The organism is Marinomonas pontica (assembly GCF_026191375.1).
GTDB lineage: Bacteria > Pseudomonadota > Gammaproteobacteria > Pseudomonadales > Marinomonadaceae > Marinomonas > Marinomonas pontica.
Genome location: NZ_JAODTL010000042.1, coordinates 33,812 through 55,412, shown reverse-complemented (window position 1 = coordinate 55,412; position 21,601 = coordinate 33,812). Strand labels below are relative to the sequence as shown.

Genomic DNA, 21,601 nt, shown 5'->3' with positions numbered 1-21,601 from the left:
ACGAAAGATAAAAGTCTCATTTGCATCACCATTAATTTCTACGATATAGAAAGAAAGGACAATACCATGATGAACGAAAGTATGTTTGGTAGCACTATGTGGGCAGGTCACTGGTTGTGGATGTTGGTTGTTGCTATTTTAGTTGTTGTACCTGTCTATCGAATATGCCAGCGAGCTGGATATTCTGGTTGGCTGGGGTTGCTGATACTGGTTCCAATGGTCAATCTGGTTTTGTTGTATTTTATTGCTTTTTCTGACTGGCCTGCGAGTAAAAAAGGAGCACAGGATGAGTGAGCATTCGAATCATCATGAACATAAAAGCCACGGTGTACATGACCCTGTGTGCAAAATGTCAGTGGATCCCCAAACTGCAGATTATAGCAGTCAGCATGCCGGAAAAACTTGGTATTTCTGTTCTTCCGGTTGTCAGTCGAAGTTCGATAATAATCCAGAAAAGTATCTCAGTGAAGAAAATGAGCAGACAGAGTCGGTTGCATCCGGAACCATGTTTACCTGTCCTATGCATCCAGAAATTCGTCAACAAGGCCCGGGTGAATGCCCAATTTGTGGCATGTCGCTTGAACCTGAGGCGGTAAGCCTCGACGACGGCCCTTCCGAAGAACTTGCTTACATGACTCGTCGATTCTGGATTGGTTTGGCCCTTGCTCTTCCGGTTTTTTTGATCGAAATGGGAGGTCATCTTTTTAATATTGACCACATTGTGTCGCCACAAACATCCAACTGGATTCAGTTAGTTTTAGCGACGCCAGTGGTCGTTTGGTGTGGTCTTCCATTCTTTGTACGTGGTTGGAAATCAGTACTCAGTCGCAATCTTAATATGTTCACACTTATTGCCATCGGTACGGGCGTCTCTCTGTTGTACAGTCTTGTCGCGACCTTGGCTCCGCAGATATTTCCTGACGCTTTTCACGCGGACGATGGCTCGGTCGCAGTGTACTTCGAGGCGTCCGCTGTCATTGTTGTACTAGTGTTGCTGGGACAGGTACTTGAACTCCAAGCTCGAGAAAAACCTCTGGGGCTATCAAAGCCCTATTAGATCTGGCTCCAGCCACGGCAAGAAAACTGGACGATGACGGTAGTGAGTCTGATGTGTCGCTCGATCAAATAAAGGTTGGTGATCGATTGCGAGTTCGGCCAGGCGATAAGGTGCCTCTAGATGGCGAAGTGCTTGAGGGTAGTTCCAACGTTGATGAATCCATGGTCACTGGTGAACCCTTGGCTATTACTAAGAAAACTGGAGATCAGGTAATTGGTGGTAGCATAAATCAGCAAGGCAGTTTTATTTTACGAGCCGACAAAGTCGGACGAGACACAATGCTATCTCAGATCGTCCAGATGGTCGCCAGTGCGCAGCGAAGTCGTGCGCCTATTCAGGGAATGGCTGACAAAATGGCTGGTTGGTTCGTCCCAGTTGTTCTGCTGGTCTCTATCATTGCGTTCGGGGTCTGGTCTATCGTCGGTCCAACGCCGCCCATGGCCTTTGGTCTGATTGCCGCTGTGAGTGTGCTGATTATTGCATGTCCCTGTGCGCTTGGTCTGGCGACGCCTATGTCTATCATGGTCGGTGTCGGTCGTGGTGCTCAGGTTGGTGTCTTGATACGAGATGCCGAGGCGTTAGAGCGGATGGAGAAAGTAGACACAGTGGTAGTGGATAAAACCGGGACTTTAACAGAGGGTAAACCTCAGGTGACAAAGCTGGTCTCGGCAAATGGTTTCAGCGATGAGGACTTGATGCGTTATTCCGGTAGCCTTGAAAAGGGCAGCGAGCACCCTTTGGCACATGCTATTTTGGATAAAGCTAAAACAATGAACCTAACATTACCAGACGCCATAGATTTCGACTCTCCAAACGGCAAAGGCGTTACTGGTGAAGTCGATGGAAAAAGGGTTCTGCTTGGTAATCGATTGTTAATGCAGTCAGAAAATGTTGATACATCCGCCTTTGAGGAAGAAGCCAATCAACTTCGAGAGGACGGTGCAACAGTAATTTTTGCCGCAGTTGATGGAAAGGTTTGTGGTTTGCTGGCGATTGCAGACCCGATCAAGGACACCACTAAAGCGGCAATAGCCGCTCTGCAGAATGAAGGGATTCGTGTGGTGATGCTGACCGGAGATAATCGTACCTCTGCCGAAGCTGTAGCTCGAAAACTCCACATTGATGAAGTGAAGGCAGAAGTATTGCCGGAAGATAAAGGCAATGTTATTCAACAGCTTAAAAATGAGGGTCGTGTTGTTGTTATGGCTGGTGATGGTGTTAATGATGCGCCAGCCTTGGCAACCGCAGATGTAGGTATTGCCATGGGGACAGGAACCGACGTGGCTATCGAAAGTGCGGGTATTACTCTATTACGTGGCGATCTGATGGGCATCGTGGAGGCACGGCGATTATCCCTGGCAACCATGCGTAATATTCGACAGAATCTGTTCTTCGCATTCGTTTATAACATGGCAGGTGTACCGATTGCGGCAGGGGTACTTTATCCATTTACAGGTATTCTTTTATCGCCTATTTTTGCCGCTGTAGCTATGTCGCTCTCCTCGGTGAGTGTCATACTAAATGCTTTAAGGTTGCGTGCGGTAAAATTATCAGATAGCCAAATTAATAGTAAATAGCTAATTTTGAAAGAGGTGAAAATATGAAGGTATTCAATAAAATCATTGCAACTTCAATCTTAACGTTAGTAAGTGCTAGCGTGTTTGCACAACCTATAATAGATCTCTATAAGTCTCCGGCATGTGGTTGTTGTGTTAAATGGGGTGAGCTAATGGAGGCAGAAGGGTATACCGTTAATTATCATCACACAGAAGACTGGTCCTCTTTAAAGAAAGATGCGGGTCTGCCCATGCAACTACAATCGTGTCACACCGCTGTTATCGACGGTTACTTAATTGAAGGGCATGTGCCAGAACAAGATGTGGCACGTTTAATACTTGAGAAACCTGAAAATGTATCAGGGTTGGCTGTGTCTGGAATGCCAAGGTATTCTCCTGGCATGGCTGAAAAAGGTCAGCAATACAAAGATTTTAATGTGATTCAGTTTAGCCAAAAAGGAACGATGACAGTTTATCAACAATATTGATAAACGATAAATCCATCAAATCCAACAGGTTATCAAGCTGAAAGGAAAAAGCCGAGCTATGAAGTGACCCCCAATAGTTGGACTATCCAATTACTGGGGGTCTTTTTATGTCTAAGTACAATAGACGTTCAATTCTCATACTTCGGTATATATCCCTATCTATATGTCTATAAAGAATATGATTAATCTGGATTTATTAGACTTTGCTATACAGTATTAAACTCGAAAATCTTTATGAAGTTTCTGCCAATGCGCTTTTAGCTGTTGTTTGTGCTCTTCATTCATCGGTAGGTTTTTTAAAGCCTCAGGCCAAAGGCTTCTCGCTTTTTCATCACATCATCCAGATGCGGTTTGATCGCTCGCCATGGAATATCTGATTTAGTAGCCCAATGTTCAAAGTGCTTATATGAGACATCGTACCAAGCTTTTGTCTTAGCTAGATTAAGGGCAAAGTGTTGCTCGCTTTTAATATAAACACTGGTGGTGACTATGTCGTAAGCAGGGGAAAGTCTGGGTGTGACTTGATCTGTATACAGTAAGCTCCAGTTTTTCAAATGGGCGTCGCCGTTTGCTAATAGGATGTTGGTGAGTATACGACGAGCAAGTTGCTGGACATCACTTAAACCATTACCAGAAAACTGATACAGGATTTTTGCTATTTGTTCGTAGTTGCCAGAACTGTATTTTTCATGTGGGTACTTCACAAGAACTTGAGCAAAGTCTTCCATGTGAATGCGTTGGTCGTCACGCCGATCAAACCGTTTTATGGCGAAAGCTAATTTTTCATCCGGAAGGTTGATTTGAGGAAGGTTGTCTAATTGGTCTATCTCGACCAATTTTATTTCAGGAATATCCACGCCAATGAGAGAAGCGAGAGTCATGGCAGTAAACTCATTGGCGGGCACTTCTTTGTGTTTAGTGGAGGGTGTTTTCACAATCCAATCGCCAAGCACATTGTCTTTCGACAAATTATATCGACCGTCTTTTTCCGTCATGGAAAACTTCATTTGAACACCAGCCAAGGAAAACTTGTTCTCTTGGCTTAGTTTGTCGAATTTAACCGCTTTTAGTTGGCCATGAGATGAGAATAAATGTAGAGGAACATCTTCAGGCTCCATCGGTTCAGCGACTAATGCGCCCGGTAAATCCATGCCCAGATAAGACAAAATATGAAACTCATTATCAACATGGGTTTTGAGTCCTTGAGCGATCAGCTCTCGCAAAGAACCTTCAGGCAATAGATTAGACAAAATAGGGTGCAAGCGTTGGTTGGTCGCCCATGGCTCTGATAGCATTTTATCAGCACGCGGAAAATTTTGATGGGTGGTTAAGCTAAAAGTGGGGCGCGCTATATTAGATTGAAAGCTTTCAGCAAAATGAAGAATATTACGTCCATTTTTTGCCCCTGCCAAATACCCCACTAGATGGCCATGTAATGTCAACTTAAGAACACTAATTTCCGTTGTCATCTTCGTCCCCATCTTCTAGTAATCCTTTCCATAGATCATCCGATAGTTTTTTTTGTTCATCAGAATGATCAGGCTGTTTGTGCGGTAAAGATGTGTTGTCACCATCGCTTTCAAGAACCGCTAAAACAGCATTCAGCTTTTCTTTTGGAATCAGCATGACGTCGCTATTGAGACCCTTGGCAATCAGTTCAAGCGTATCGAGTCTTGGATTGCCTTTTGCTTCAAGCCGTTGGTACTGCTGCCTAGAAATGCCAACACGCATTAGCATGTCATTCTGCTTGAGTTTCAGTGCTAAACGGCGATGTTTGATTTGCTGTAGTAGGTTTATCATAAGGAAACTAATAAGTTGTTTTTTAATATATAGAAACATATTAGTTGCTATTTTTATTTAAGGCAACTTAAGAGTTTCTTTTTCGGCGTTTAAAGTCCCATATCAAATTTCTTTGTCTGTAAATCAGGTTTGAGTATCAGGTCTGTCATGCTTTTAATTTCAAGTTGCACGTATTGCCAATATTCTGGATTATCAATTGTTCGCTGTTTAATTTGGCTTGGAATGAAACGGCTCATTTCGTTGTTGAAGTCGGCTTTTACCTCTTCTTCGTTGAGTAATTTTTCGACCTGAAGGCTAAGCGATTCTATGAAGTGAGATTTTGTTTTTTCTCTTGCTGCAAGTTTTTTGCTGATCAGCTCTATGGATACGTCAATACCTCTTTGCTTGATCCAAAGAATATCCCAAACATCACGAGGTTTAATTCGTCTGGAACGGTATGCTAGAGCAATGAATTTATCTGCCAAGGTTTCTTCTAACGACTGTACTGGGATCAAAAGTCCTTCTGTTGGAACGACGACATCGTAATGATTTATCAGTGGTCTTCTCTCAATGTCGAAAGAAGGGATAGCACAAATGTCGATATGCATTTTTTGACGTGGTAGATCAGGGCGGTTGGCTTCTTTTTCGATACTAATTTTCCAAGAAGATGTGTCTCCTTGTTTGTCTTGGTTCGGCTTATTTACCCAGACTTCTGTTTCATATTTTTTTTGTATGTACTTTTGAATCTCGACTTCCAGACCATCAAAATCATCAGGTTTAAAGTCATGCCCTCCATTAAAGTCTAAATCCTCAGACAATCGAGAGCTGTTGTGACATAAGCGAAGTGATGTGCCGCCAATAAAAGTCAGTGATTGCATAACCCCCTGTTTTACCATGACCGCCATAATATCATGGTGCAATATTTCTTTTTCTATAACAGGTGTTATCCCTGCATACTCAGGATTGGTGTTAACAATTTGCTTTATGACTTCTTTGAGCATGTTATGCCTCCAGCATGTGCAGATTTCGATTACAGTTTTTTAAATCAATAAGAGCTTGGGTTGTTTTGGCCCGATACATTTTTATATCTGAATCGAAATAAATATTAGGAGCGATTGTCTCGATCGTTTTTTTTGTATGTGTAAACTCAATGACGCCATAAGGTGTCGGAAAAATACCACTTCTACCTTTTGTCATCACAGTGAGTCTGTCCATAACAATTTGTGAAATATCGCCTGTATAGCTAAGTTGGCTCTCTAGGCTGATATAGTTAAGTACGTCTCCTCTGAGCTTATTTACAACCTTGTAAATTGCCGTGGATCCATCTGGAGGAGTAATGGTACTTTCAAAAATACCCGCTGCAACTCTTCGTAACACACCTTTTCGTACGCAATCTGTAAGAAACTTGGTAAAAGCAGGTGTATGTTTTTCGCCTAGCATAAATGCTATCTCCGTAGCCGTATGAACACCTCCACCGGCTTTAGTAGCATGAGATAGTGCGGACAGTAATTTTTCTTTTTTCTCATAATGGTCTACGAATTATTACTTTATTGGTGTTAAATTGTAGACCTAATGAGTTAAGTAGACAAGATTTAGGTCTACAAAATATTACGTTTAAGGTGTTTTTTTGTAGACCTCTTATGATGGGATAAGCTTTTAATGGTATAAAGCTCTATTTTACTTCGAATCAAAGTCAAAAAAATGTCCAAAAGTATGCTTTGATTCAAAGCAATTGAAATCATGTATTTATGGGGATTTTTGCTTTTAAGGTATAGGCTAATTTGAGATGCTTTGATTCGAAGTGTAGAGGTCATGGTCCAAGATGGGATCAAAATGGGCCAAAATCCCCTGATATAGAGTTTTATTGCCTTATATTGCTTTGATTCAAAGGATGTGTGTTTACTAAGGCATTGAATATATTATATAAAGTAGTTCATTGCCATGTGAGGGAATATTCAAAGTAACCTTGACATGGTAGAGGTCAGCAGTTCGAATCTGCTTAGTCCTACCAAATTATAAGGCCTCGACAGTTAGTGATCATTCACGGCGTCGGGGCTTTTTTGTATCTGCAAACTATAAAGTATTCTATATGATTCCCAATAAGCTATGGTTTGTGCTCGCCTAGGTTGTCTAAAAACCTCCTTTTTTATAGTGTCCAGAATCCTTTTGTTTCTATTTTAGTCACCAGCCCCTTAACGGGTCGGAAAATCTACAGTTTGTTTATAATGTAAGATTTGCTATGTTAGGTTTTGTCACCCTTTATTTTATAGGGAAAAAAATAATGGGCAGTTGATTGTCCATACATCTATATTAATTTTTTATTGGATACAAAAGGGATTTTGATGAAACTTCTTTGTGCGATTGTTCTAGGTGTGCTTCTTTCTGCTTGTGCTACATCCAACTATGAAGTTGGAACTAATTTTACCGCGCTACAAATTGATAGTATGAAAGAGGGGGTTACAACTAAAGAAGATGTAAAGAGCAGCTTCGGTAGCCCTGCAACGATAAGTAAATCTTCTGATGGAACTGAGGTGTGGCTATATCAATATATTAAGACTTCTTCACACGCTCAAAGTATGGTCTTCGCAATGAAAGTACAAACATCCACTGAGTCTAAAACACTTAAAGTAACCTTTAAAGGTGATGTTGTAGAAAGCTACTCTTATACTGAATCACCAAATACGACGAATGTCTATTGATTAGCTCGTTTTCGTATTTGATGATAAGTAACTCCCCATATCCCACTATAGCCGCTTCTGTAAAGAAGGGCGTATAGTGTGGTTGGATCAAATCTCTTAACATTGGTTCTACAGCGTTTTTATCCCATATAAAGTTAGGCAAATTATCTTGCTGCCATATCCACATAACACACACTATGATTTGAATAACATGATTAATCTAATCATAATTTGATGTGAATGGTGTAGGCAATCACATTCTAGTCGTTGTGAAGAGTAATTAAATGGAAGTCGCTAAGGGGAAATTGATAGTGAATAGGCTAGTTTCCAGAAAATTATTCTTTAAATTGGTCTACAAAATAATACGTTATAGGTTATTTTTTGTAGACCTTTTGTGGTGATGGGAAGATTGTAATCTCACGAAAACTCACGTTTACTACGAATCAAAGCCACAAAAATGTCCAAAAGTATGCTTTGATTCAAAGCAATTGAAACCATGCATTTATGGGTGTTTTTGCCTTTAAAGTATGGACTAATTTGAGATGCTTTGATTCGAAGGGTAGAGGTCATGGGCCAAGATGGGATCAAAATGGGCCAAAATCCCCTGATATAGAGTTTTATTGCCTTATATTGCTTTGATTCAAAGGGTGTGAGTTTACTAAGGCATTGAATACGTTATATAAAGTCGTTGAACGCCATGTAAGGGAATATTCAGAGTAACCTTGACATGGATGAGGTCAGCAGTTCGAATCTGCTTAGTCCTACCAAATTATAAGGCCTCGACAGTTAGTGATCATTCACGGCGTCGGGGCTTTTTTGTATCTGTAAACTTATTTTACTGACCTCGCAAAAAACGATCCCTAAAAAGTTTAAACTCGAAAATCTTCATGAAGTCTTTGCCAATGTGTCCTTAGCTTTTGTTTGTGTTCTTCATTCATAGGTAGTTTGTTCAAAGCATCAGGCCAAAGGCTTCTCGCTTTTTTCATCACATCATCCAGATGCGGTTTGATCGCTCGCCATGGAATATCTGATTTAGTAGCCCAATGTTCAAAGTGCTTATATGAGACATCGTACCAAGCTTTTGTCTTAGCTAGATTAAGGGCAAAGTGTTGTTCGTTTTCAATATAAACACTGGTGGTGACTATGTCGTAAGCAAGGGAAAGTCTGGGTGTGACTTGATCTGTATACAGTAAGCTCCAGTTTTTCAAATGGGCGTCGCCGTTTGCTAATAGGATGTTGGCGAGTAAACGACGAGCAAGTTGCTGGACATCATTTAGACCATCACCAGAAAACTGATACAGGATTTTTGCTATTTGTTCGTAGTTGCCTGAACTGTATTTTTCATGTGGGTACTTCACAAGAACTTGAGCAAAGTCTTCCATGTGAATGCGTTGGTCGTCACGCCGATCAAACCGTTTTATGGCGAAAGCTAATTTTTCATCAGGAAGATTGATTTGAGGAAGGTTGTCTAATTGGTCTATCTCGACCAATTTTATTTCAGGAATATCCACGCCAATGAGAGAAGCGAGAGTCATGGCAGTAAACTCATTGGCGGGTACTTCCTTATGTTTGGTGGAAGGTGTTTTTACAATCCAATCGCCAAGCACATTGTCTTGCGATAGATTGTATCGACCGTCTTTTTCCTTCATGGAAAACTTCATTTGAACGCCTGCCAAGGAGAACTTGTTCTCTTGGCTGAGTTTGTCGAATTTAACTGCTTTTACTTGGCCATGAGATGAGAATAAATGTAGAGGCACATCTTCAGGCTCCATCGGTTCAGCGACTAATGCGCCCGGTAGATCCATACCGAGATAAGATAAAATATGGAACTCATTATCTACATGGGTTTTGAGCCCTTGAGCGATTAGCTCTCGCAAAGAACCTTCAGGCAATAGATTGGACAAAATAGGGTGCAGACGTTGGTTGGTCGCCCATGGCTCAGATAGCATTTCATTGGCATGTGGGAAATTCGGGTGAGTGGTTAAGCTAAAAGTAGGGCGTGTTGTACTAGATTGATAGCTCTCAGCAAAATGAAGAATATTACGTCCATTTTTTGCCCCTGCCAAATACCCCACTAGATGGCCATGTAACGTCAACTTAAGAACACTAATTTCCGTTGTCATCTTCGTCCCCATCTTCTAGTAATCCTTTCCATGGATCATCCGATAGTTTTTTTTGTTCGTCAGCATGAGTTGGCTGTTTGTGCGGTAAAGATGTGTTGTTACCATCACTTTCAAGAACAGCTAAAACAGCATTCAACTTTTCTTTTGGAATCAGCATGATATCGCTGTTTAGGCCCTTGGCAATCAGTTCAAGCGTATCGAGTCTTGGGTTGCCTTTTGCTTCAAGTCGTTGATATTGCTGTCTAGAAATACCAATACGCATAGGCATGTCATTCTGCTTGAGTTTTAGTGCTAAGCGGCGCTGTTTGATTTGCTGTAGTAGATTTTTCATAAGGAAACTTATAAGTAGCTTTTCAATAGATAGAAGCATATTAGTTGCTATTTTTTTATAAAGAAACAAAAATGTTTCTTTTTTCGGGCTTAATGATTAGTGTAAGTGGCATAGAGATAGCCGTTGATAATTCAAATATCCTGCATTATTCATATCATGGTGTGATTTGAATAATGCAGATAATCTCATGACCACCTTTATGAAGACTAAGTTGGTGAAAGTTGCTATAGAGGAAAATTGAGCGTGAAAGCGGGGGGTCTCGAGCAAATGATCTTATGAATCGGTCTACAAAATAATACGATATAGGTTGTTTTTTGTAGCACCTTTTGTGGTGCTGCTAAGGTTTTAATTCTACTGAAATTCTACTTTTGGCTGTTGTTAATTTTCGGGGGGATTACCGTAGCGCTCTTGATATGGTTACATTGGATATCCGCGATTTCTCCGGCGCACTCAACCTAAAAATGCTCGCAAAGTCAGCTTTGTGCTATCTCAGCTTTCATTCGATTTCATGAACACAAGAGTTCAATATAAAGGGCTTGATCTAAATTGAATTATTGATAGGTTAAGCGCTAACAAAAATAATACACCGTTAGTGGATATATCTATGATTGATCGCTTGTACGAGAAGGGCGCTAGTACCTTGTCAAAATTCAAAGTTCCTCACTTACCGCTTGGCGTTGTCGCTGCTTCGTTATTAAGTGCGTCGACAATGGCCCAAACAGAGACGACGTATAACACGGCTCATTTAAACGACGAGACTCGCCCTAATATTTTATTGATTATGGCCGATGATTTGGGTTATTCAGACTTAAGTGTCTTCGGCAGTGAAATAAACACCCCAAATATTGATGCCTTAGCTAATCAAGGACGCATTTTAACCAATTTCCATACTGCAGCTGTATGTTCACCCACCCGTGCCAGTTTAATGACGGGGGTTGACCATCATTTGGCGGGTATTGGGAATATGGGAGAAGTGGTCGGCATTAATATTATGCAAGATAAGCCCATTACGGCGCCTTGGGGGAAATCGAACACTTACGATTTTGATAACATTCCAGAAGGTTACCGTGGTCATTTAAGTGAAAAGACTGCCACAATGTCTGAGTTGTTATCTGATGCTGGTTATCATACTTATATGGTTGGGAAGTGGCATTTGGCATACGATGTTAAAGCGCCAGATAAAGATCATAAAACGTGGTACAGAATAAATAAAAGCGCTTTGCCATATGCACGTGGGTTTGATAAATCATTTATATTGGTAAATGGAGGAGGATCGCATTTTGCTCCATCTAGTCCACCGACACCGCTAGACATCACTATGTATGCGGAAGATGATCGAGTGTTTCCATCTAAAATGCTGCCTAAAGACTTCTATTCTACAGAGTTTTATACCAATAAATTAATAAGTTACATTGATTCAAACTTGAAAGACGGCAAGCCGTTCTTTGCTTATGCTGCCTATACGGCACCCCATTGGCCGCTACAGGCGCCTCAAGCAGATATTGACGCACAAAAAGGGCGCTATGATGTAGGTTATGATGTTATCAAGCAGCAGCGTTTGGCTAGAATGAAACGCCTTGGTTTAATTGCTAATGTGATAGAGCCAGCGAAAGACTCGGTTGGTCCAAAGCATTGGGATGAATTGAATTCCGACGAAAAACTGAAAGAAGCTAAATCCATGGAGATTTACGCGGCTATGGTGAGTAATTTGGATCGACATGTTGGCCGGTTGGTGTCGCATTTGAAGGAAATAGGTGAGTATGACAATACCATTATTGCCTTTATGTCAGACAACGGTGCTGAAGGTGCGTCGGCGTTTATGCCTCAAATTCCTGGAACTAAGGTGGATAACTCATTAGAAAATATGGGTAAACCGGGGTCTGTTGTCGCTTATGGTTCTCGTTGGGCTGAGGTGGGTTCTGCACCTTTCCGCTTGTTTAAAGGATTTACAGGAGCTGAAGGTGGAACAGCATCGCCACTAATAATTAAACTGAATGGTCAGAAAGACCAAAGGCCGACATCGCCGGCTCGTGTTCAAGTAACGGATATGTTGCCTACCTTCTTGGAAGCGGCGGGTGTTGATATGCCAGGGTCAACTTATCAAGGTAAGGTTATTCATGCACCTGATGGGGTTTCTTTACTTGCTGCTTTACAACAACCTCAAGCTTTTTCAATGGTTCATCCTGAAGGCACTGTGTTAGCGGATGAGTTGATGGGGGCGAGTTATGTTGTTCGCGGGAATTGGAAGCTGAGTCAACAGGCGCCAATGAGTAAAACGCCAGTGTTTAGAAAAGATGTGCCTTGGGCGCTTTATGATTTGTCTAAAGATCGTGGAGAGACTCAGGATTTATCTGCCCAACACCCAAAGCTTGTACGCGAGCTAAAAGGTGAGTTTAATGAGTATATTCGACAAAAAAAGGTCATTGAGCACGCTGCGTCATACAGTGGTCGATAATTATGGGGCGTAAGTAAATATTGAAATGGAGGCTGGGGTAACTTTAGTGGGTTGCCTCAGCTTCGTTGTTTTTGGGAAGGTGTTGTAATGAATCAAACTGTAGATCGAATTGAGCACTTTGGTGTTATGGCTAAGCCTAGTAGCTCGGTGTGTAATATCGATTGTACGTATTGCTTCTATCTCGAAAAAGAACATCTTTATCCAGAGAGAAAGAAGCAGTGGCGTATGAATGATACGACGCTAGAAAATTACATTCGCGATCAAATTCAATCCCAAAAAGGTGATGTTATCGAGTTTGTATGGCAGGGAGGAGAGCCTACTTTATTAGGGGTAGACTTTTTTCGTCAAGCTGTCGCCATTCAAGAGCAGCATAAAGGTCATAAAACGGTATCCAATTCGTTGCAAACGAACGCGACCTTGCTGGACGCAGAGTGGGCGTTGTTTTTTAAAGAGCATCATTTTTTGATTGGTGTTTCGATAGATGGTGATCGTATAAGTAATGATACTTATCGCCTATCTCGTAAGGGAAAAAGCACCTTTGACGATACGCTCAAAGGGTTAGAATTGCTTAAAAAGCACGGTGTCGACTTTAATACCTTAACCGTAGTGAATGCGGAGAATGTAAAGCGCCCACTCAATGTTTATGCGTTTTTAAAGCGTATTGGCAGTCAGTATATGCAGTTTATTCCTTTGGTGGAGCGAAAGGCGATTGTGCCTGATCGTGATGGTTTGATACTGATACAACCTACTTTTGAAGGTGAGTCAAATCTTGCAGAGTGGTCTGTTCCTGCGAAAGCTTATGGAAAGTTTATGAATACGATTTTTGATCATTGGATTCAAAATGATTTAGGAAAAGTATTTATCATGAACTTTGAACAAACCATGAGTCAGATAGCGGGGCGCCCTGGCGCTTGTGTGTTTAATGAAACCTGTGGCAGTAGCGTGGCGATGGAATCAAATGGCGATGTGTATTCTTGCGATCATTATGTCTACTCAGAGCATAAGCTAGGTAACGTCAATGACACTTCTTTAATTGATTTGGTTAACTTGCCACAAAACCGTAAATTTGGTCAGGATAAGCTGAACAATATCAGTACTGACTGTCATCAATGTGAGGTGCGTTCTGTGTGTCATGGCGGCTGTCCAAAGCATCGGTTTGAAGAGTCGAGTGATGGGTTGTTAAATCGAAATTATCTGTGCGATGGTTTTAAGTCACACTTTTCTCATGTTGTGCCCAAAATGTCACATACCTTGGGTTTGTTGAGTTATCAGCTTCCTATGAAAAAGGTAAAGCAAGAGATAAAACGAAAGTTTTATTCGTGAACAGCGAATAAAACTTTCTTGAAGGTCTCGAATGGTTCGAAAAAGAGTCTACTTATTCGGCGTCCATATTAAATGCGGCTTCTTTGAGGGTGTTTCTCAGCCAAATTAATCCCTCGTCATTATTTCTATATTGATGCCACTGAACACATTGCTTCATGGGTGGAATGTCGAAAGGAAGTGGGAGTATTTTTAATGGCCAAACCTTAGCCATTTTTCTCGCCAAGCGGGCGTGAATGGTTGCGATGTTTTCTGATCCGATAACCAATGCAGGAAGAGAAGCGAAGCTAAACGTTGTCGCGATTAAGCGACGTTTTATTCCGTATTGCTTGGCAAATGATGTTTCAAAAAAATCCTTTTTAATGACCGCTGGGCGCATTAATACATGGCCTGCTGAGGCGTATTTTTCAATCGTTAATTCTCCTTTTGCTATGTCACTGTCCTTCCAAACGACACAAACAAATTCTTCTTCGTAAAGAACATCATGAGGATGCTGTGTTGATAAAAAGTTAGAGGGAATGATTAATAAATCGGCTTTGCCCTGTTCGAGCTGCTCATCAGGGTTGTCTACTTGGGGTAAGAACTGGAACCTGGCTGTACTTTTTTGTTTGCCTACTATTTCTAAGGCATGCGGGGCCAGTACTGTTTGTGTGTAGTCTGAGCAAAACACACTGAAAACCCTATCTGTCGTTTTAGGTTCAAAGCTAGGCTGCACTAGGATCGTGCTTTCAATGTTATTTAAGGCATTGCGAACATTGCCTTTTAGGCTTTCACCTAATGGGGTAATAACCATTCTCCGACCAATTTGTGTTAGTAGGTCATCTTCAAAATAGTCTCGTAACCTGGATAGAGAGTTGCTTAGGGCGGAAGGGCTCATATTAAGCTTTTCGGCACCTTTTGTAATGCTTTGCTCTGTAAGAAGGGTATCTAGGGCGACCAATAGATTCAGGTCGAGTTTTTTAAAGCGCATGTGAGTTCTCGTCAACTATTGTTTTTTTTGATCATTCGATAATATCGAATGGTTGTTTCACTTTAAAGGGTTTTTCTGAAAGGTCGTACTAATTTACATTGAGCGTGTTCTTGAAACATAAAAATAAAATTTGAGAGGAAGAACGCGTGAATATAATCAACTCGACGCCATTTAGGCTGAAGGTCGTTGCGTTAGCAATTGCCTCAAGCGCAAGCACAGGTTACGCCTTTAATATTGATACAGGTAATCGTGACCTAAGAATTAGCTTTGATAATACCTTGAAGTACAGCACTGCAATGCGTCTTAAGGATCAGTCAGACACCCTTACATCAGATGACAACTATGACGATGGTAACAACAACTTTAATAAAGGACTGGTATCTAATCGATTAGATTTATTTTCAGAGTTTGATGCATCTTACGATGGTTTTGGGGTTCGTGTTAGTGGTGCGGCATGGTATGACGATGTATACCATCGAGCCACCGATAATACGACCAGCACTAATAATAACTACGGTTCCGCAAGTGAATTCTCTGATCAAACCAAAGACATCATGGGGGGGATGCTGAACTCATGGATGCGTTTGTGTATGGTCGTTTTCCTGTTGTCGATGGCATGGAAGGTACGTTACGCGTAGGTCGACATTCTCTTTTGTGGGGAGAGAGTTTGTTCTTTGGCGCAAATGGCATTGCGGGCACTCAAGGCCCAGTGGATGTTGTCAAACTCATGTCTGTTCCAAACTCTCAATTTAAAGAAACGATGAGACCAACGGGTAAAGTGTCTATTGATTTGCCGGTGTCTGAAAGTGTTTCCGTGGGTGCTTATTATTCCTACGAATGGGAGAAGTCACGATTGCAGCCTGCTGGAGCATACCTTGCTTCTGGTGACACCATAGATGGAGACCAAATTCTCGCGGGTTCTATTGGTAACTTTGATCATATCGATGATGCTGAGCCATCTGACTCAGGTCAGTATGGTGTTCAGTTGAAGTTTAGCGATTACAACAACGATATTGATTATGGTCTTTATGCCATTCGCTTTCATGCCACTGCGCCAAGCAACAGTTATACAACTACGGTGCCTGGGGTTGGCGGACCTCCAAGTGCTCAAGACTATCGTTGGGCTTATGCTGAAGGTATTGAGGCTTATGGTTTCAGCGCTGCAAAAACCATTGGTAGATGGAGTTGGGCCGGGGAGGTGTCTTATCGAACAAACACGCCTCTAAATAGTACGCCGCAAGCTCGAAATACCTCTCAAGAAAGATATAACAACGACAGTAACCCAGGTTATGCCATTGGTGAGACAGCCCACGCGCAAGTGAGTTGGATTGCGAATGTTCCTAGTTTTATTGCTCAAGAAGCGTCATTTGTCGGTGAAATTGCATGGAATACTCGTGTAAAAACCACACAAAATGAAACCATGCTGAACCCAAATTCCGATAAGTCAGCAGCCTCTATACGTTTGGTCTATACACCAACTTATCGTCAAGTATTTGATGGCGTGGATTTAAGTCCATCTATTGGTGCAAGTTATACCGTTGGTAAGTCTTCGGCTCTTGGCTCTTCATTTGGTATTGATAAAGGTGGTGATATCAATATTGGTGTGAAAGCACTGTATTTGAACCGTTGGAACGCATCCTTAAGTTACGTCAAATATTATGGTCCTGAAGGGGTGTTTAATGATGACACCAACAGCCAAACCTATAAACAATCACTCAAAGATCGCGATTTTATCTCCGCTTCCATAAGTACGACCTTTTAATTTTTTGGAGAATGATGATGTATAACAATAAAAAACACTCTCTTAGTATTTTAGTTACTTCTGCAGTACTAGGTTGTTTTTCAATGGCTTCTAATGCCGCTGTTAGCCCAGAACAAGCCGCTCGGCTAGGGGCAGATTTAACTCCTTTTGGCGCAGAAAAAGCAGGTAACGCGGACGGTTCTATTCCTGCTTGGACGGGTGGTTTTAATGACCCTATTCCTGGAGAAGTGTTAGGCGGTAAACGCTTAGATCCTTTTGCAAGTGAAAAACCTTTGTATTCCGTTACTGCGGCTAATATGAATGAATACGCTGAATATTTGACAGATGGTGTAAAAGCCATGTTGGAAAAATATCCAGATTCTTACCGTCTTGATGTGTACCCAACACATCGAACAGCGACTGCGCCAGATTGGGTGTATAACTACACTACTCAAAATGCGTTAAAAGCATCGCTTGATGGGGATGATCTTAAAGGTGCTTTTGGCGGAATTCCTTTCCCAATTCCACAAAACGGCTTGGAAGCGATTAATAATCATCGTTTGTCCTGGCGCGGAGTGAGCTGGGAGTCAGAAATTAACCAGTATCAAATAACCTCCAGTGGCAAGACTGTATTGACAACTGATGGTCTACTGAAAAATCAAATGCCTTATTACTTCCAGGAAGGCTCAAGCGATGGCTTTGATGGCTACTTTTGGGAGGTCAATCTTGAGAACTATGGACCACCGATTCGTGCCGGAGAAAGGATTGTTGGTCGTACTAATTTGGACGCGGATAAAAGTGCAGCCTATGTATATTTGACTGGTCAGCGTCGTGTTCGCAAATTACCAAATGCGTGCTGTGATACGCCAACGCCAGCCACCGCAGGCTTAATGTCTTTTGATGAATTAAGTGTTTTTTCGGGCACTACAGAAGTATTCGATTGGAAGTTGTTAGGCAAGAAAGAAATCTTGATTCCATACAACCAAAACCGTTTTTTGCAATATAGTGATGAGCAAGCCATTACTGGTAATCACTTAAATCCAGAGGCAGTTCGTTGGGAAAAACATCGTGTTTGGGTTGTGGAAGCGACTTTAGCAGATGGTAAACGTCATCAGGCTACACGAAGCCGATACTACTTGGATGAAGATACATGGCAGGCTTCTCTTGGCGACCGTTGGGATTCTAAAGGCCAGCTTTGGAAAACACTATGGCAGTTTAACTATGTTATGCCGGAGTTCCCAGGCACCATTCCACAGACTTTTGGGTTCTATAACTTGTTGTCTGGTGAAGCGTATGTGGCGAACGTGATGAATGACAAAAAATTTCATAACAAGCCAGTAGAGCGTTTTTCTACCAGTACTTTTACGGGACAAGGGTTGGCACGCCAAGGTTCACGCTAAGTTTTATTAATCCCCAATTTATCCAATTTCCTTTTGTATCAAAGGGAGGGTCTAGCCTTACCCCTTTTGGCTTGGCTCGTCCTTTGATGCAGGTTTTGGAGTAAATGGGGGCGCTTAATTTTACAAACCAAGCTGTTTTCAGCTTTTAAATACAAGATGTTGGAGTATATATGTTTCGCTATTTTCCCACTAATTATCCATGGGATCTTTCTATCAACCTTGCTTTAGAGATGGGGGCTCGCATTGGTGAAATTCAAGAAATGTGCGCGCCATTGAAGGAAGCGGCTGATGCAAAAGATGCGGCAGGGTCAAAAGCATTCCGAGATAGCTGGGAGCGTATGGCTGATAAGTTATGCGAGCTAGCGAAAGAAGATGAAGAACGTGGACGTTTAATTTCAGCCGGTGATAAATATGGCCGTGCGGCGACTTACTACCTAACTGCTGAACGTCTACAAGGTCATGGTTCACCTGGCCGAGAGGCGTTGTACCAACGCTTCCAAGATATTTTTGCCCGCGGTATCGAATTGTCCAAAGAGAATTGTGAGCTAGTTCAGATTCCATACGAAGGCAAACACCTATCTGCTTTGTACGTTCGAGCAGAAGGCGTTGAAGGTAAAGCGCCTGTTCTCGTTCAGGTGAACGGTTTGGACTCAACAAAAGAAATGAAATACCGAGTAGGTTTGCCTGCTTGGTTAGCGAAACGTGGTGTCTCTTCATTAATTGTGGATCAACCAGGTACGGGCGATGCCATTCGTCAACAAGGTTTCACTGCGCGCTTCGACAGTGAGCATTGGGCAAGCCGAGTAGTGGATTGGTTGGAAACACGTGAAGAGATTGATGCGAAACGTATTGGTTTGGAAGGTGTGTCTCTTGGAGGCTACTACTGCCCTAGAGCGGTTGCATTTGAGCCAAGATTTGCTTGTGGCGTGGTCTGGGGAGCGAACCATGACTGGCGTGACGTACAAAAACGTCGTTTAGAAAAAGAAGGCAGTTTTCCTGTTCCGCATTATTGGGAACACGTGCGTTGGGTTTGGGGTGCAAAAGACATGGATGAGTTCATGGAGATTGCAGAAAAAGTTCATCTTGATGGCGTTCTTGATCGTATTAAGGTGCCATTCCTTGTGACCCACGGCGAAAAAGATTCACAAATCCCGCTGAAATGGGCTCATCGTACTTATGAGCAACTTGTGAACAGCCCTAATCGAGAGCTAAAAGTCTTTACTGATCGTGAAGGTGGCGTACAGCACTCTAGTTTTGATAATTCAGCCAACGCCGGAGCGTATATAGCTGACTGGGTGGCTGAAACTCTTAAAGGCCATACGGCTTAAACCCAAAGAGGATAATAAGAATGAAAATAGTAGGTTTAGAAAGCATCGTTTTTGGGGTTGAGGATGTAGCTGGTTGCGCGACTTTTTTGACTGATTACGGTTTGTTTCCTGTTGATGTCACTGAAAAAGGTGGCCGTTTTGAAGCGTTAGATGGGACATCTGTTGTATTAGCACACTCTGCAAATGAGAGTTTACCTGCGAGCATTGGTAATGGCTGTATGATGCGTAAAACCATCATGGGCGTTGCGGATCAAGAAACGATTGATGCGATTACTGCGGAATTAAGCAAAGACAGAGACGTGAAAGCATTGGCCGATGGCTCGATTGAATCAACAGATGATTCAGGTTTTGTGATTGGTTTTAAAGTCACTGAGCGTAAACAGCTAACCTTGCCAGGTGAAATCTCGAATGTGCCAGGTTCGCCATTTCAACGCCCAGTAAACCACCTTGCTGTGAACGATGACGCTGAGCAAATTCGTCCGCGTACGTTATCGCATATTGTGTATTTCGTTCCAGATCCAGTGAAAGCCGAAGCGTTTTACGTTGAGCGTTTAGGGTTCCGTTGTACTGATCGTTTTGAAGGTACAGGACCATTCTTACAACCTGCAGGAACCTTGGATCATCACACTCACTTTTTGATTGGTGCGCCACCATTTATGCAAGGTGTCGAGCATTTCACTTTCCACTTTGGTGGCCCAACAGAAATGATGCAAAACGGTTCGCGTTTTATTGAGAAAGGCTATCAAGCATTTTGGGGACCGGGTCGTCACATTTTTGGTTCAAACTGGTTTTGGTATTTCAACAGCCCATTTGCATGCCATATCGAAATGGACGCAGACATGGATTTGCATGACCAAAATTGGGTGCCTCGTGTAGCAACCTCTGATGCAGACACATCTCAGACCTTTTTGATGCGCTATAGAAATAAATGGGCACCGGGTAAAGACTCAGGGAAAAATGGCGCTTACGAGTAAGTCTGTCTTCGTGAAAATATAAATAAATCAATTTTTAAAATAGACAAGCGTTCATGGGAAGGAGCAGTCGCTTTTGCCATTGCCCCATGAACACTTAATAAAGTGGCAAATAAGCCATTACCACGAAATAACAATAAACAAAGTGGATGACAATTGTATGTTGATGATATCTGTGCGATACGGGATTTTTTGCTTTACGGATCGAAGAGAAGCTACCTGCCTGTCAGGAGGTGTACGATGAGCCATCGTTTTGGTTTTAAAGGTAACCTAGCTCTAATGGTTTCCCATTGTGCAGGTATGTTGGATTTAGTCGCTCTTCCGTTATGGATAGGGGTTCTGGTTTCTTATTATAAATTTGATACTCAGCAGTCTGGTAGTTTAGTTACTTTATTCTTAATCGGCGCAGTGTGCGCCAGCTTATTTGTGGCTCCAAAATTCAAGCGACTTAATACGCGCTTGGTGGCAACTATTGGCTTTTTTGTGTCTGGTGTGTGTTTTATTGGCGCATCGCAATCCCACGAATTTACAGTATTAGCTGCTTTGCACTTTATCGCTGGTTTGAGTGCAAGTTCTGCATTGAGTATGGCGCATGGCACCTTGGCTCGTGGCGAGAATCCGCATAAGTTGTTTGCGATTGCTGGTTTTACCTTAGGGGTTATGGGTTTTGTTTTTATGGGAGCGACGCCTAATATTACTCAAGCCGTTGGTGGGCAGGCCTTGTTTGTCATCTTTGGTGGCATTATGTTGTTGGCTTCTTTAATTTGTTTGTTCATGTTTCCTTCATTAAGTGTTACTGAAAAGGCTCAGGCTAATCAGGTTGAGACGCCAAGCAAAATTCCCGCTAGCGTCTGGTATGGCATTGTAGGCATAAGCTTAATGGCGATTACTCAAGCCATGACGTTCAGTTTTATGGAGCGAGTAGGCCATGAAAGAGGCTTTGCAACCGATTCCATTACGGTTGTTTTAATTGCATTGGCGGTGATCAATATTGTTGCGGCAGCATTAGCCGGTATTTTTGAAAAACGCATTCCTGCCCGTGCGGTGTTATTCGCAGGTCCCATTCTACAAATTCTACTTTCTAACATCATGATGAACACAACTGGGTTCGTTTTGTATGCGGCTTCTGCGGCATTTTTTGTCTCTATTATGCTTTTCACTCATACCTTTGTCTTTGGTTTGTTGGCGCGTTTGGATACTTCAGGGCGTGCTATGGCGGCAACACCAGCCATGTTAATGATAGGTGCAGCAATTGGTCCTATTTTGGGTGGAACCCTCATTAAATTGGTTGGCTACCATGGCATAGGCATCGCCTCTTTAGTATTCGGTGCGATTTCACTTATGTGCTTTATGCGAGTATTTCAGAACCGTTCAAATATGCCTCATTCTGAGCCGGTAGTGTGA

17 protein-coding genes and 2 pseudogenes are annotated in these 21,601 nt (G+C 42.2%); 12 read left to right on the top strand and 7 right to left on the bottom strand.

From position 1 onward, the window contains the following. The first annotated feature begins 66 nt into the window (after positions 1–66). Genes N5P32_RS11175 through N5P32_RS11165 form a run of 4 tightly spaced genes read left to right on the top strand, consistent with a single transcriptional unit; the run spans position 67 to position 3,101 of the window. On the top strand, positions 67–294 hold the full coding sequence (locus tag N5P32_RS11175) for a hypothetical protein (RefSeq protein WP_031215207.1): 228 nt from the start codon (positions 67–69) through the stop codon (positions 292–294). Beyond that, positions 287–1,057 (top strand): YHS domain-containing protein, encoded by a 771-nt coding sequence (locus tag N5P32_RS18360; RefSeq protein ID WP_457920486.1) that lies wholly within the window; start codon positions 287–289, stop codon positions 1,055–1,057. Before N5P32_RS11175 ends, N5P32_RS18360 begins: the two co-directional genes overlap by 8 nt. Further along, on the top strand, positions 1,042–2,634 hold the full coding sequence (locus tag N5P32_RS11170; RefSeq protein WP_457920487.1) for a copper-translocating P-type ATPase: 1,593 nt from the start codon (positions 1,042–1,044) through the stop codon (positions 2,632–2,634). The genes N5P32_RS18360 and N5P32_RS11170 overlap by 16 nt, the downstream gene beginning before the upstream one ends. Positions 2,635–2,657: 23 nt before the next feature. Next, on the top strand, positions 2,658–3,101 hold the full coding sequence (locus tag N5P32_RS11165) for a DUF411 domain-containing protein (RefSeq protein WP_024024984.1): 444 nt from the start codon (positions 2,658–2,660) through the stop codon (positions 3,099–3,101). A gap of 296 nt (positions 3,102–3,397) precedes the next feature. On the opposite strand, the gene N5P32_RS11160 is transcribed toward N5P32_RS11165, so the two are convergent. From N5P32_RS11160 to abiEi, 4 genes and pseudogenes are all read right to left on the bottom strand, one after another. Then, complete coding sequence (locus N5P32_RS11160; RefSeq protein WP_265729148.1) at positions 3,398–4,570, bottom strand: type II toxin-antitoxin system HipA family toxin; 1,173 nt, start codon at positions 4,568–4,570, stop codon at positions 3,398–3,400. Then, the gene (locus N5P32_RS11155) at positions 4,554–4,901 is read right to left on the bottom strand and encodes a helix-turn-helix transcriptional regulator (RefSeq protein WP_067014565.1); all 348 of its coding nucleotides are present in this window, start codon (positions 4,899–4,901) and stop codon (positions 4,554–4,556) included. The genes N5P32_RS11160 and N5P32_RS11155 overlap by 17 nt, the downstream gene beginning before the upstream one ends. Before the next feature lie 89 nt (positions 4,902–4,990). Beyond that, positions 4,991–5,881 (bottom strand): nucleotidyl transferase AbiEii/AbiGii toxin family protein, encoded by an 891-nt coding sequence (locus N5P32_RS11150; RefSeq protein WP_067014182.1) that lies wholly within the window; start codon positions 5,879–5,881, stop codon positions 4,991–4,993. Between the two features lies 1 nt (position 5,882). Beyond that, a pseudogene (abiEi, locus tag N5P32_RS11145) lies at positions 5,883–6,389 on the bottom strand (type IV toxin-antitoxin system AbiEi family antitoxin); the annotation flags it as partial. Between the two features lie 833 nt (positions 6,390–7,222). Here abiEi and bamE point away from each other — a divergent pair. After that, positions 7,223–7,579: an outer membrane protein assembly factor BamE domain-containing protein gene (gene bamE / locus N5P32_RS11140; RefSeq protein WP_265729146.1), complete on the top strand. Its 357-nt coding sequence runs from the start codon at positions 7,223–7,225 to the stop codon at positions 7,577–7,579. An 848-nt stretch (positions 7,580–8,427) separates the two neighbouring features. Here the strand turns inward: bamE and N5P32_RS11135 are convergent. Beyond that, positions 8,428–9,681: a type II toxin-antitoxin system HipA family toxin gene (locus N5P32_RS11135; protein ID WP_265729145.1), complete on the bottom strand. Its 1,254-nt coding sequence runs from the start codon at positions 9,679–9,681 to the stop codon at positions 8,428–8,430. Further along, positions 9,665–10,012, bottom strand: coding sequence for a helix-turn-helix transcriptional regulator (locus N5P32_RS11130; RefSeq protein ID WP_265729144.1), 348 nt, complete (start codon positions 10,010–10,012; stop codon positions 9,665–9,667). Before N5P32_RS11130 ends, N5P32_RS11135 begins: the two co-directional genes overlap by 17 nt. A 604-nt stretch (positions 10,013–10,616) precedes the next feature. Here N5P32_RS11130 and N5P32_RS11125 point away from each other — a divergent pair. Both N5P32_RS11125 and N5P32_RS11120 read left to right on the top strand, forming a co-directional pair. Next, entirely contained in the window at positions 10,617–12,467 is a 1,851-nt protein-coding gene (locus tag N5P32_RS11125) for a sulfatase-like hydrolase/transferase (protein WP_265729143.1), read from the top strand. An 87-nt stretch (positions 12,468–12,554) separates the two neighbouring features. Continuing rightward, the gene (locus N5P32_RS11120; RefSeq protein ID WP_265729142.1) at positions 12,555–13,790 is read left to right on the top strand and encodes an anaerobic sulfatase maturase; all 1,236 of its coding nucleotides are present in this window, start codon (positions 12,555–12,557) and stop codon (positions 13,788–13,790) included. Between the two features lie 52 nt (positions 13,791–13,842). On the opposite strand, the gene N5P32_RS11115 is transcribed toward N5P32_RS11120, so the two are convergent. Next, complete coding sequence (locus tag N5P32_RS11115) at positions 13,843–14,757, bottom strand: LysR family transcriptional regulator (protein WP_265729141.1); 915 nt, start codon at positions 14,755–14,757, stop codon at positions 13,843–13,845. Positions 14,758–14,903: 146 nt separating this feature from the next. Here N5P32_RS11115 and N5P32_RS11105 point away from each other — a divergent pair. The 5 genes and pseudogenes from N5P32_RS11105 (at position 14,904) to N5P32_RS11085 (ending at position 21,601) form a co-directional block, all read left to right on the top strand. Beyond that, a pseudogene (locus N5P32_RS11105) lies at positions 14,904–16,519 on the top strand (DUF1302 domain-containing protein). 83 nt (positions 16,520–16,602) lie between these two features. Beyond that, positions 16,603–17,898, top strand: a complete 1,296-nt coding sequence (locus N5P32_RS11100; RefSeq protein WP_265729138.1) for a DUF1329 domain-containing protein — start codon at positions 16,603–16,605, stop codon at positions 17,896–17,898. A 170-nt stretch (positions 17,899–18,068) separates the two neighbouring features. Continuing rightward, a complete protein-coding gene (locus N5P32_RS11095) occupies positions 18,069–19,226 on the top strand; it encodes an alpha/beta hydrolase family protein (protein WP_265729137.1) in 1,158 nt (385 codons plus the stop codon). A 20-nt stretch (positions 19,227–19,246) separates the two neighbouring features. After that, positions 19,247–20,200: a VOC family protein gene (locus tag N5P32_RS11090; protein ID WP_265729136.1), complete on the top strand. Its 954-nt coding sequence runs from the start codon at positions 19,247–19,249 to the stop codon at positions 20,198–20,200. Positions 20,201–20,437: 237 nt separating this feature from the next. Beyond that, positions 20,438–21,601, top strand: a complete 1,164-nt coding sequence (locus N5P32_RS11085; protein ID WP_265729135.1) for an MFS transporter — start codon at positions 20,438–20,440, stop codon at positions 21,599–21,601.

Coding starts and splice junctions, on each gene's coding strand:
- N5P32_RS11175 (WP_031215207.1), top strand. CDS start 67: ATGATGAACGAAAGTATGTTTGGTAGCACTATGTGGGCAGGTCACTGG.
- N5P32_RS18360 (WP_457920486.1), top strand. CDS start 287: ATGAGTGAGCATTCGAATCATCATGAACATAAAAGCCACGGTGTACAT.
- N5P32_RS11165 (WP_024024984.1), top strand. CDS start 2,658: ATGAAGGTATTCAATAAAATCATTGCAACTTCAATCTTAACGTTAGTA.
- N5P32_RS11160 (WP_265729148.1), bottom strand. CDS start 4,570: ATGACAACGGAAATTAGTGTTCTTAAGTTGACATTACATGGCCATCTA.
- N5P32_RS11155 (WP_067014565.1), bottom strand. CDS start 4,901: ATGATAAACCTACTACAGCAAATCAAACATCGCCGTTTAGCACTGAAA.
- N5P32_RS11150 (WP_067014182.1), bottom strand. CDS start 5,881: ATGCTCAAAGAAGTCATAAAGCAAATTGTTAACACCAATCCTGAGTAT.
- bamE (WP_265729146.1), top strand. CDS start 7,223: ATGAAACTTCTTTGTGCGATTGTTCTAGGTGTGCTTCTTTCTGCTTGT.
- N5P32_RS11135 (WP_265729145.1), bottom strand. CDS start 9,681: ATGACAACGGAAATTAGTGTTCTTAAGTTGACGTTACATGGCCATCTA.
- N5P32_RS11130 (WP_265729144.1), bottom strand. CDS start 10,012: ATGAAAAATCTACTACAGCAAATCAAACAGCGCCGCTTAGCACTAAAA.
- N5P32_RS11125 (WP_265729143.1), top strand. CDS start 10,617: ATGATTGATCGCTTGTACGAGAAGGGCGCTAGTACCTTGTCAAAATTC.
- N5P32_RS11120 (WP_265729142.1), top strand. CDS start 12,555: ATGAATCAAACTGTAGATCGAATTGAGCACTTTGGTGTTATGGCTAAG.
- N5P32_RS11115 (WP_265729141.1), bottom strand. CDS start 14,757: ATGCGCTTTAAAAAACTCGACCTGAATCTATTGGTCGCCCTAGATACC.
- N5P32_RS11100 (WP_265729138.1), top strand. CDS start 16,603: ATGGCTTCTAATGCCGCTGTTAGCCCAGAACAAGCCGCTCGGCTAGGG.
- N5P32_RS11095 (WP_265729137.1), top strand. CDS start 18,069: ATGTTTCGCTATTTTCCCACTAATTATCCATGGGATCTTTCTATCAAC.
- N5P32_RS11090 (WP_265729136.1), top strand. CDS start 19,247: ATGAAAATAGTAGGTTTAGAAAGCATCGTTTTTGGGGTTGAGGATGTA.
- N5P32_RS11085 (WP_265729135.1), top strand. CDS start 20,438: ATGAGCCATCGTTTTGGTTTTAAAGGTAACCTAGCTCTAATGGTTTCC.